The organism is Aeromonas sp. FDAARGOS 1409, assembly GCF_019048705.1.
Lineage (GTDB): Bacteria > Pseudomonadota > Gammaproteobacteria > Enterobacterales > Aeromonadaceae > Aeromonas > Aeromonas sanarellii.
Genome location: NZ_CP077395.1, coordinates 1676890 through 1687500 on the forward strand (window position 1 = coordinate 1676890; position 10611 = coordinate 1687500).

The following is a 10611-nucleotide window of genomic DNA, read 5'->3' on the forward strand; positions in this document are numbered from 1 at the left end:
ACTCCTGACAGGGGAAACACGTGAAAGACTTACTCAAGTTTTTGAAGGCTCAGACCAAGACCGAAGAGTTTGACAGTATCAAGATCGGTCTGGCCTCTCCTGACATGATCCGCTCCTGGTCATTCGGTGAGGTCAAAAAGCCTGAGACCATCAACTACCGGACTTTCAAGCCGGAGCGTGATGGTCTGTTCTGCGCCCGTATCTTCGGACCGGTGAAGGACTACGAGTGTCTGTGCGGCAAGTACAAGCGCCTGAAACACCGTGGTGTGATCTGTGAGAAGTGCGGCGTAGAAGTGACCCAGACCAAGGTCCGTCGTGAGCGCATGGGCCACATCGAGCTGGCCAGCCCGACTGCCCACATCTGGTTCCTGAAGTCCCTGCCGTCCCGTATCGGTCTGCTGCTGGACATGACCCTGCGTGACATCGAGCGCGTGCTGTATTTCGAATCCTATGTGGTGATCGAACCCGGCATGACCAACCTCGAGCGCAGCCAGATGCTGTCCGAAGAGAACTATCTGGACGCACTGGAAGAGTGGGGCGACGAATTCGACGCCAAGATGGGGGCCGAGGCCATTCTGGCCCTGCTGCGTGCCATCGATCTGGAAGGCGAAGTCAAGGCCATGCGCGAGGAGCTGGATCAGACCAACTCCGAGACCAAGCGCAAGAAGACCACCAAGCGTCTGAAGCTGATGGAAGCCTTCCTGCAGTCCGGCAACAAGCCGGAGTGGATGATCATGACAGTGCTGCCCGTGCTGCCGCCGGACCTGCGTCCGCTGGTACCGCTGGACGGTGGCCGTTTCGCGACCTCCGATCTGAACGATCTGTACCGTCGCGTGATCAACCGTAACAACCGACTGAAGCGTCTGCTGGATCTGGCGGCTCCGGACATCATCGTGCGCAACGAAAAGCGCATGCTGCAAGAGTCCGTGGATGCCCTGCTGGACAACGGCCGTCGTGGTCGTGCCATTACCGGTTCCAACAAGCGCCCGCTGAAATCCCTGGCCGACATGATCAAGGGTAAGCAAGGTCGTTTCCGTCAGAACCTGCTGGGTAAACGTGTCGACTACTCCGGTCGTTCCGTTATCACCGTAGGTCCGACCCTGCGTCTGCATCAGTGCGGTCTGCCGAAGAAGATGGCGCTGGAGCTGTTCAAGCCCTTCATCTACGGTAAGCTGGAATCTCGCGGTCTGGCGACCACCATTAAGGCCGCCAAGAAGATGGTGGAGCGCGAAGAAGCCGTCGTTTGGGACATCCTGGACGAAGTGATCCGCGAACACCCGGTCCTGCTGAACCGTGCACCGACCCTGCACCGTCTGGGTATCCAGGCGTTTGAACCGACCCTGATCGAAGGCAAGGCCATCCAGCTGCACCCGCTCGTCTGTGCCGCCTATAACGCGGACTTCGACGGTGACCAAATGGCGGTCCACGTACCGCTGACCCTGGAAGCCCAGCTGGAAGCGCGCGCCCTGATGATGTCCACCAACAACATCCTGTCGCCCGCCTCCGGTGAGCCGATCATCGTTCCTTCCCAGGACGTGGTCTTGGGTCTGTACTACATGACCCGTGCCCGTATCAACGCCAAGGGCGAAGGTATGGTGCTGTCCGGTCCGAAAGAGGCCGAGAAGGTCTACCGTGCCGGTCTGGCCGACCTGCATGCGCGCGTCAAGTGCCGCATCACCGAGTACGTGAAGAACGAAGCCGGTGAGCTGGTTGCCAAGACCGAGATGAAGAACACCACAGTTGGTCGTGCGATCCTGAGCCTGATCCTGCCGAAAGGCATGGAATACGCGCTGATCGACGAGCCCAAGGTACTGACTGCTGCAGAGCAGGCTGACCTGGACGCCAACCCGCAGAACTGGATCAAGTGCGTCTCCAACAAGGCGCTGGGCAAGAAGCTCATCTCCCGTCTGCTGAACACCTGCTATCGCAAGCAGGGCCTGAAGGACACCGTCATCTTCGCTGACCAGCTGATGTATACCGGTTTCCACTACGCGGCCCTGTCCGGTGCGTCCGTTGGTATCGATGACATGGTCATCCCGGATGCCAAGAAAGACATCATCGCCGCCGCTGAAGCCGAAGTCGCCGAGATCCAGGACCAGTTCCTGTCCGGTCTGGTGACCGCAGGCGAGCGCTACAACAAGGTTATCGATATCTGGGCCAGCGCGAACGATCGCGTCTCCAAGGCCATGATGGACAACCTTTCCAAGGAGCGTAACGTCAACTCCCTGGGCGATGAGGAAGAGCAGGCCTCCTTCAACAGCATCTTCATGATGGCCGACTCCGGTGCGCGGGGTTCCGCCGCCCAGATCCGTCAGCTGGCCGGTATGCGTGGCCTGATGGCGAAGCCGGATGGTTCCATCATCGAAACGCCGATCGTGGCGAACTTCCGTGAAGGTCTGAACGTACTGCAGTACTTCATCTCCACTCACGGTGCTCGTAAGGGTCTGGCGGATACCGCACTGAAGACTGCGAACTCCGGTTACCTGACCCGTCGTCTGGTTGACGTGGCCCAGGACATGGTGATCACCGAGGACGATTGCGGCACTACCGACGGTCTGTGGATGACTCCGCTGATCGAGGGTGGCGACGTGGTCGAGCCGCTGCGTGAGCGCGTGCTGGGTCGTGTGGTGGCCGAGGACGTCATCAAGCCGGGTACCGAGGATGAAGTGCTGGTAGCGCGCAACACCCTGCTCGACGAGCAGCTGTGTGACCTGCTGGAGCGCAACTCCGTCGACCGCGTGAAGGTACGTTCCGCCATCACCTGTGAAACTGACTTCGGTAACTGTGCTCACTGCTACGGCCGTGATCTGGCCCGTGGTCACCTGGTTAACAAGGGTGAGGCTGTCGGTGTTATTGCCGCCCAGTCCATCGGTGAGCCGGGTACCCAGCTGACGATGCGTACCTTCCACATCGGTGGTGCCGCATCCCGAGCGGCTGCCGAGAGCAGCATCCAGGTGAAGAACACCGGTAGCATCAAGCTGCAGAACGCCAAGTTTGTTCTGAACAACTCTGACAAGCTGGTTATCACCTCCCGTTCTACCGAGCTGACCATCATGGACGAGATGGGCCGTACCAAGGAAAGCCACAAGCTGCCTTACGGTTCCGTCCTGGAAGTGAAGGATGGCCAGGCCGTGAGCGCCGGTGATACCGTCGCGAACTGGGACCCGCACACCCACCCGATCATCACCGAAGTGGCAGGTCGTCTGCACTTCGAACACATGATCGACGGCGTGACCATCACTCGTCAGACCGACGAGCTGACCGGTCTCTCCTCCATCGTCGTGCTGGACGTCAACGAGCGTCCGAGCGCCGGTAAAGAGATGCGTCCGACCGTGAAACTGGTCGACCTGAACGGCAAGGATGTGATGATCCCGGGCACCGACGTTCCCGCCCAGTACTTCCTGCCGGGCAAGGCGATCGTGAACCTGGAAGATGGCGCCAACGTGGGCGTGGGTGACGCTGTTGCGCGTATCCCGCAAGAGTCCAGTGGTACCAAGGACATCACCGGTGGTCTGCCGCGCGTTGCGGATCTGTTCGAAGCACGTCAACCGAAAGAGCCGGCCATTCTGGCCGAAATCTCCGGCACCATCTCCTTCGGGAAAGAGACCAAGGGCAAGCGCCGTCTGGTCATCACCCCGACCGACGGTGGCGAGATCTACGAAGAGATGATTCCGAAGTGGCGTCACCTCAACGTGTTCGAAGGTGAAAAAGTTGAGAAGGGTGAAGTCCTGGCGGACGGTCCTGAGTCTGCTCACGACATCCTGCGTCTGCGCGGTATCAGCCCGGTCGCCAACTACATCGCCAACGAAGTGCAGGACGTTTACCGTCTGCAGGGCGTTAAGATCAACGACAAGCACATCGAAGTCATCGTTCGTCAGATGCTGCGCAAGTGCGAGATCCTGAGCGCCGGCGACACCGACCTGATCGAAGGCGAGCAGGTTGAAGTGGCGCGCGTGAAGATTGCCAACCGTAAACTGGTTGCCGAAGGCAAGACCCCGGCTACCTACCGTCACATCCTGATGGGTATTACCAAGGCATCTCTGAGCACCGAGTCCTTCATCTCCGCGGCTTCCTTCCAGGAAACCACCCGCGTGCTGACTGAAGCTGCCGTTGGTGGCAAGCGCGACGAGCTGCGTGGCCTGAAAGAGAACGTGATCGTGGGTCGTCTGATCCCGGCGGGTACCGGCTTTGCCTACCACCACAGCCGGATCAACCAGCGTGCAGCCGCAGCCCGTGCTGTCGGTGTACCGCAGGTGACTGCCGATGAGGCTCAGCAAAATCTGGCGGATCTGCTCAACGCAGCCGGCAGCTTTGACGAAGAGTAATCTTCCGCTGCAGTGATCGAAAAGGGCCCCTTCTAGGGGCCCTTTTTTCGTTCAGCCCCCGGCCGCCAGCCTGCACCGGGCTGGGGCAGGGGATGATCCAGTGCAAGGTTATAGAGCAAAAAATCAAAAAAAGTTGACATTGACCCCTCGCAATTGAAAACTCGGGAAAGTTGAATGGGTATTACAGGGGTAGAACATGGCTGTCGGTATCGAGGAAGTACTGCTTCCCGAAGAACAACTGAGCGGTCGCGCTTTTACAGACGAAGACAGGGAATTGTTGCGTTCATATGGGGGCCTCATCGATGGCCTGGCCGATCTGTTCGGCAAGCACTGCGAGGTGGTGCTCCACTCCCTGGAAAATCTGCATGAGTCCGTGATCCAAATCGCGAATGGTTTCAATACGGGTCGTACTCTGGGGGCGCCGATCACCGATCTCGCCCTGCGCATGCTCAAGGACATCGAGAGCACGGGCCAGGATCACACCCAGAGTTATTTTGCCCGCAGCCGGACCGGTGCCCTGATGAAATCGAGCACCATCGCCATCCGCAACCGCGACAAGCAGGTGATCGGTCTTATCTGCATCAACCTGCACATCAATGCGCCCTTCCACGAGTTCGTGGCCGAGTTCTTCCCGACCCCGCAGCAGGTGGAGCGCCAATCGCCGGAGACCTTCGCCAACAGTGTCGAGGAGCTGGTCGCCCAGACGGTGGACAACACCATCGACGAGATCAACCGCGATCCCTCAGTGGCCAACAACGCGAAGAACCGTTTTATCGTGACCCAGTTGTTCGAGAAGGGCATATTTGATATCAAGGACTCGATCAATCTGGTCGCCGACAAGCTGAATATTTCCAAACATACCGTGTATCTCTACATCCGACAGCGCAAGCAGGGTGAAGAAGAGAGCGAGTAAGCGCCATAGATAGGGGATAGATAACAATGGCTAAAGAAGTGATTGCAACCGACAAGGCGCCAGCCGCAATTGGGCCTTATGTTCAGGCGACCAAGCTGGGTGAGCTGGTGTTCACCTCAGGGCAGATCCCGCTCGATCCTGCCACCATGGACATAGTCGCCGGTGGCATCGAAGCTCAGGCCGAACAGGTGATGAAGAATCTGGTTGCAGTATTGAAGGCTGCAGGGGCGGATACCAGCAAGGTGCTGAAGACCACCTGCTTCCTGAGCGACATGAACAACTTCGTGGCCTTCAACCAGGTGTATGCCCGCTACTTCGGTGAGTCCGCTCCGGCACGCTCCTGCGTGGAAGTGGCGCGCCTGCCCAAGGACGTCCTGGTCGAAGTGGAAGCCATTGCTCATCTCTGAGCCTCTGTATTGGCAGAAGCCCCTCCCAGGAGGGGCTTTTTTGTCTATGAGGTAGAATGGTTGCATACCCTTGCAGGAGTCCGGACATGAGTCTGAATTTTGCGCTGCTGGTCACCGGGCCCGCCTATGGTACCCAGACGGCCAGCACTGCCTATCGTTTTGCCCTGAGCCTGGTCGAGCAGGGGCACCGTTTGTCCCATCTGTTTTTCTATCAGGATGGGGTTCACAACGGCAACGGTCTGCATGCCCCGGCCAGCGATGAGACCGATCTGGTTGCGCTGTGGCGTGAATTGGCGCTGGCACAAGGCATCGCCATCGATGTGTGCGTGGCTGCGGCGATGCGACGTGGGGTGATCGACGAGACGGAGGCGAAGAGTGCAGGCAAATCCCAGTTCAATCTGCAGGTGCCGTTTCGCCTGAGCGGCCTGGGCCAGTTGGCCGAGGCCAGCCTGACTGCCGATCGCTTCGTCCAGTTCTAGGGGGAGACATGACCAAGATAGCTTTTATCTGTCGCCGTGGTCCTCACGGTACGGCGAGCGGTCGGGAGGGGCTGGATGCCCTGCTGGCGACCTCGGCCCTGACAGAGTCTCTGGCCCTCTTCCTGATAGGAGACGGCGTATTGCAGCTGGTGAAGGAGCAGTCGCCCCAGGCGACACTGCAGCGTCACTACGCCCCGACCTTCAAGATGCTGGAACTGTATGACATCGAGGAGGTCTACGTCTGCACGGTGTCGCTGGCCGAGCGCGGGCTGACGGTGGCGGATCTGCTGATCCCCGTGACCCTGTTGTCCCCCGCTGAGATCCGCCGTTCCTGGGATGATTTCACCACTCACATCTGCTTCTGAGGTACCCATGATACAGGTGGTATTGAACTCTCCCTTCCTGACTCAGGATCTCGAACAGGCGCTGCGCTATCGTCGGGAAGAGGATCTGCTGGTGCTGATGCAGGACGCCGTGGTGGCCACGGTGGCGCCGTCATGGCGTGAACGGCTGGCTGGCATCCCGCTCTATGTCATGGTGGAAGACTTGCAGGCGAGGGGATTGTCATCCGGGATCGGGATGGAACTCGACATGCCCGGTTTGATCAGCCTGATCGCCGAACATGGATCGCCGCAGACCTGGGCCAGCTAGTTTGTGTTTTCACGATATAACTCAGGTGCTTAGCATAATGGTAACGGACTGTCATTTGGCATTTCGGTGCACAAATTGTATAAATCTTGACTCCCCAGACAACAGGGCATAAAATTTCGCGTCCCCGTATCTGCGGGGAGGATTTTTCACACGTTTATGAAGTCATTATCAGGAGCCTTTTGATGGCAACTATTAACCAGTTGGTTCGCAAGCCACGCACCAAGCTCGTTGTGAAAAGCAACGTGCCGGCGTTGGAAGCGTGCCCTCAGAAGCGTGGCGTATGCACCCGTGTATACACCACCACCCCGAAGAAGCCTAACTCTGCACTGCGTAAAGTATGCCGTGTACGTCTGACCAACGGCTTCGAAGTCACCTCCTATATCGGTGGTGAAGGTCACAACCTGCAGGAACACTCTGTTGTTCTGATCCGTGGCGGTCGTGTAAAGGACTTGCCAGGTGTTCGTTATCACACCGTTCGTGGTGCGTTGGACTGTGCCGGTGTTAAAGACCGTAAGCAGGCTCGCTCCAAGTACGGCGTGAAGCGTCCGAAAGCTTAATGGTTCTCCGTTAAGTAAGGCCAAACGTTAATTCGTTTCTAGTTAGATAACTTTCTAGTTTTGGGTAACCCCTGAAGTTACGGAGAATTTGAAATGCCAAGACGTCGTGTTGTTGGTCAGCGTAAAATCCTGCCGGATCCCAAGTTCGGATCTGAGCTGCTGGCTAAATTTGTCAACGTAGTAATGGTTGACGGTAAGAAATCTGTTGCAGAAGCCATCGTATATGGCGCCCTGGACATCATTGCCACCAAATCTGGCAAAGAGCACCTGGCCCTGTTCGAAGTCGCTCTGGACAACATTCGTCCGGCGGTCGAGGTTAAATCTCGTCGCGTCGGTGGTGCAACCTATCAGGTGCCGGTAGAAGTTCGTCCGGTACGTCGCAACGCCCTGGCGATGCGCTGGTTGGTTGATGCCGCTCGTAAACGTGGTGAAAAATCAATGGCTCAGCGTTTGGCTGGCGAGCTGCTGGATGCCGCTGAGAATAAGGGTTCGTCTGTCAAGAAACGTGAAGACGTTCACCGTATGGCTGAAGCGAACAAGGCCTTCGCTCACTTCCGCTGGTAATCCGCTTGCGCAGGGTCTTCTGGCTCTGCGCACCTTTAATTATCTGGGGACAAGTGCCCTAGTAAGAGGATGACAATGGCTCGTACAACCCCCATTGAGCGTTATCGTAACATCGGTATCTCCGCTCACATCGACGCCGGTAAGACTACTACTACCGAGCGCGTCCTGTTTTACACCGGCGTAAGTCACAAGATCGGTGAAGTTCACGATGGCGCTGCCACCATGGACTGGATGGAACAGGAACAAGAGCGTGGTATCACCATCACCTCCGCCGCGACCACCGCTTTCTGGTCCGGTATGGGTAAACAGTTCCAACCGCACCGTATCAACATCATCGATACCCCGGGCCACGTTGACTTTACTATCGAAGTAGAGCGCTCCATGCGTGTTCTGGATGGCGCCGTGATGGTGTACTGTGCCGTAGGTGGCGTACAGCCCCAGTCTGAGACCGTATGGCGTCAGGCTAACAAGTACAAGGTTCCCCGTATCGCGTTCGTCAACAAGATGGACCGTACCGGTGCCAACTTCCTGCGCTGCGTTGAGCACATCAAGACCCGTCTGAAAGGCAACCCGGTTCCGCTGCAACTGAACATCGGTTCAGAAGAGAACTTCAAGGGTGTTATCGACCTGGTCAAGATGAAGGCCATCAACTGGAGCGAAGCCGACCAGGGCGTTTCCTTCGACTACGAAGACGTGCCGGCCGAGCTGCTGGAACAAGCGCAAGAAATGCGCATGAACCTGGTTGAAGCCGCTGCCGAAGCGTCTGAAGACCTGATGGAAAAATACCTGGGTGGTGAAGAACTGACCGAAGAAGAGATCAAGAAGGCTCTTCGTCAGCGCGTTCTGAACAACGAAATCATCCTGGTTACCTGTGGCTCCGCGTTCAAGAACAAGGGCGTACAGGCCATGCTGGATGCCGTGGTCGAGTACCTGCCGGCGCCGACCGACGTTGCTGCTATCGACGGTCTGAAGCTGGACGGCGAGACCAAGGACGAGCGTCACGCTTCCGATGACGAGCCGTTCTCTGCTCTGGCGTTCAAGATTGCTACCGACCCGTTCGTGGGCAACCTGACCTTCTTCCGCGTTTACTCCGGTGTGGTTAACTCCGGTGACTCCGTGCTGAACTCCGTCAAAGAGAAGCGCGAGCGTTTTGGCCGTATCGTTCAGATGCACGCCAACAAGCGTGAGGAGATCAAAGAAGTTCGCGCGGGCGACATCGCCGCAGCCATCGGTCTGAAGGACGTCACCACCGGTGACACCCTGTGTGACGAAAACGCCCCGATCATCCTGGAGCGTATGGAATTCCCGGAGCCGGTAATCTCCATCGCCGTTGAGCCGAAATCCAAGGCTGACCAGGAGAAGATGGGTCTGGCTCTGGGCCGTCTGGCTCAGGAAGATCCGTCCTTCCGTGTATGGACCGACGAAGAATCTGGCCAAACCATCATCGCCGGTATGGGTGAGCTGCACCTGGATATCATCGTTGACCGTATGCGTCGCGAGTTCAAGGTAGAAGCGAACGTAGGTAAGCCGCAGGTTGCCTACCGTGAAACCATCCGCACCACCGTCAAGGACATCGAAGGCAAGCATGCCAAGCAGTCCGGTGGTCGTGGTCAGTACGGTCACGTCGTGATCGACATGTACCCGCTGGAAGAAGGTAAAGCCTACGAATTCGTCAACGACATCAAGGGTGGCGTGATTCCGGGCGAATTCATTCCGGGCGTCGACAAGGGTATCCGCGAGCAGCTGAAGTCCGGCCCGCTGGCAGGTTATCCGGTAATGGATCTGGGCGTGCGTCTGCACTTCGGTTCCTATCACGATGTCGACTCTTCCGAACTGGCGTTCAAGATCGCTGCTTCCCTGGCGTTCAAGGCTGGCTTCATGAAGGCCAACCCGGTTCTGCTCGAGCCGATCATGAAGGTCGAAGTCGAGACTCCGGAAGACTACATGGGCGACGTGATCGGTGACCTGAACCGTCGTCGCGGCCTGATCGAAGGCATGGAAGATGGCCCGTCCGGCAAGATCGTACGTGCTCTGGTGCCGCTGGCCGAGATGTTCGGTTACGCCACCTCCCTGCGTTCTGCTACCCAGGGTCGCGCTTCCTACGCCATGGAATTCGCCAAGTATCACGATGCCCCGACCAACGTCGCCCAGGCCGTGATCGAAGAGCGCAAATCCAAGTAATTTAAGATTCCCCGCCTACGACGGTAGGCGGGTTTAACCTAGAAGGACTACGTCGTGTCTAAAGAAAAATTTGAGCGTAATAAACCGCACGTAAACGTCGGCACCATCGGCCACGTTGACCACGGTAAAACCACCCTGACCGCTGCCATCACCAACGTGCTGGCCAAGCACTTCGGTGGTAAAGCTTTCGCCTTCGACCAGATCGACAAGGCACCGGAAGAGCGTGAGCGTGGTATCACCATCAACACCTCCCACGTAGAATACGACACCGCTACCCGCCACTACGCCCACGTAGATTGCCCGGGTCACGCCGACTACGTTAAAAACATGATCACCGGTGCTGCCCAGATGGACGGCGCGATCCTGGTAGTAGCAGCGACTGACGGCCCGATGCCGCAGACTCGTGAGCACATCCTGCTGGGTCGTCAGGTAGGCGTTCCGTACATCATCGTGTTCATGAACAAGTGCGACATGGTCGATGACGAAGAGCTGCTGGAACTGGTCGAGATGGAAGTTCGCGAACTGCTGTCCGAG

General features: G+C 57.7%; 10 protein-coding genes (1 of these 10 only partly in view). All 10 read left to right on the forward strand.

The genetic code is table 11. From position 1 onward, the window contains the following. The first annotated feature begins 20 nt into the window (after positions 1–20). Positions 21–4325 (forward strand): DNA-directed RNA polymerase subunit beta', encoded by a 4305-nt coding sequence (rpoC, locus tag I6L39_RS07975; RefSeq protein WP_042074468.1) that lies wholly within the window; start codon positions 21–23, stop codon positions 4323–4325. A 196-nt stretch (positions 4326–4521) separates the two neighbouring features. Next, positions 4522–5238 carry a transcriptional regulator gene (locus I6L39_RS07980; RefSeq protein WP_042074464.1) on the forward strand — a complete coding sequence of 239 codons (717 nt, stop codon included), beginning with the start codon at positions 4522–4524 and terminating at the stop codon, positions 5236–5238. 26 nt (positions 5239–5264) lie between these two features. Beyond that, positions 5265–5645, forward strand: coding sequence for a RidA family protein (locus I6L39_RS07985; RefSeq protein WP_042074462.1), 381 nt, complete (start codon positions 5265–5267; stop codon positions 5643–5645). Between the two features lie 86 nt (positions 5646–5731). Further along, entirely contained in the window at positions 5732–6124 is a 393-nt protein-coding gene (tusD, locus tag I6L39_RS07990; protein WP_209795069.1) for a sulfurtransferase complex subunit TusD, read from the forward strand. Positions 6125–6132: 8 nt separating this feature from the next. Further along, on the forward strand, positions 6133–6489 hold the full coding sequence (gene tusC, locus I6L39_RS07995) for a sulfurtransferase complex subunit TusC (protein WP_216991501.1): 357 nt from the start codon (positions 6133–6135) through the stop codon (positions 6487–6489). 7 nt (positions 6490–6496) lie between these two features. Next, on the forward strand, positions 6497–6775 hold the full coding sequence (gene tusB, locus I6L39_RS08000) for a sulfurtransferase complex subunit TusB (RefSeq protein ID WP_209795071.1): 279 nt from the start codon (positions 6497–6499) through the stop codon (positions 6773–6775). Positions 6776–6957: 182 nt separating this feature from the next. Further along, positions 6958–7332, forward strand: a complete 375-nt coding sequence (rpsL, locus tag I6L39_RS08005; RefSeq protein ID WP_026456685.1) for a 30S ribosomal protein S12 — start codon at positions 6958–6960, stop codon at positions 7330–7332. Between the two features lie 93 nt (positions 7333–7425). Beyond that, positions 7426–7896: a 30S ribosomal protein S7 gene (gene rpsG / locus I6L39_RS08010; RefSeq protein WP_042074449.1), complete on the forward strand. Its 471-nt coding sequence runs from the start codon at positions 7426–7428 to the stop codon at positions 7894–7896. Positions 7897–7971: 75 nt separating this feature from the next. Then, entirely contained in the window at positions 7972–10077 is a 2106-nt protein-coding gene (fusA, locus tag I6L39_RS08015) for an elongation factor G (RefSeq protein WP_042074448.1), read from the forward strand. 54 nt (positions 10078–10131) lie between these two features. Further along, a protein-coding gene (gene tuf / locus I6L39_RS08020) for an elongation factor Tu (RefSeq protein ID WP_209795068.1) crosses the window boundary here: on the forward strand, positions 10132–10611 show its 5' portion. 705 nt of this gene lie beyond the right edge of the window; only the first 480 of its 1185 coding nucleotides appear in the window; it begins with the start codon at positions 10132–10134; the stop codon falls past the right edge of the window.

Bases quoted from the DNA above. Each gene is read 5' to 3' on its own strand.
- tusC (WP_216991501.1), top strand. From the start codon at position 6,133: ATGACCAAGATAGCTTTTATCTGTCGCCGTGGTCCTCACGGTACGGCG.
- I6L39_RS07980 (WP_042074464.1), top strand. From the start codon at position 4,522: ATGGCTGTCGGTATCGAGGAAGTACTGCTTCCCGAAGAACAACTGAGC.
- rpsL (WP_026456685.1), top strand. From the start codon at position 6,958: ATGGCAACTATTAACCAGTTGGTTCGCAAGCCACGCACCAAGCTCGTT.
- tusB (WP_209795071.1), top strand. From the start codon at position 6,497: ATGATACAGGTGGTATTGAACTCTCCCTTCCTGACTCAGGATCTCGAA.
- I6L39_RS07985 (WP_042074462.1), top strand. From the start codon at position 5,265: ATGGCTAAAGAAGTGATTGCAACCGACAAGGCGCCAGCCGCAATTGGG.
- rpsG (WP_042074449.1), top strand. From the start codon at position 7,426: ATGCCAAGACGTCGTGTTGTTGGTCAGCGTAAAATCCTGCCGGATCCC.
- tusD (WP_209795069.1), top strand. From the start codon at position 5,732: ATGAGTCTGAATTTTGCGCTGCTGGTCACCGGGCCCGCCTATGGTACC.
- fusA (WP_042074448.1), top strand. From the start codon at position 7,972: ATGGCTCGTACAACCCCCATTGAGCGTTATCGTAACATCGGTATCTCC.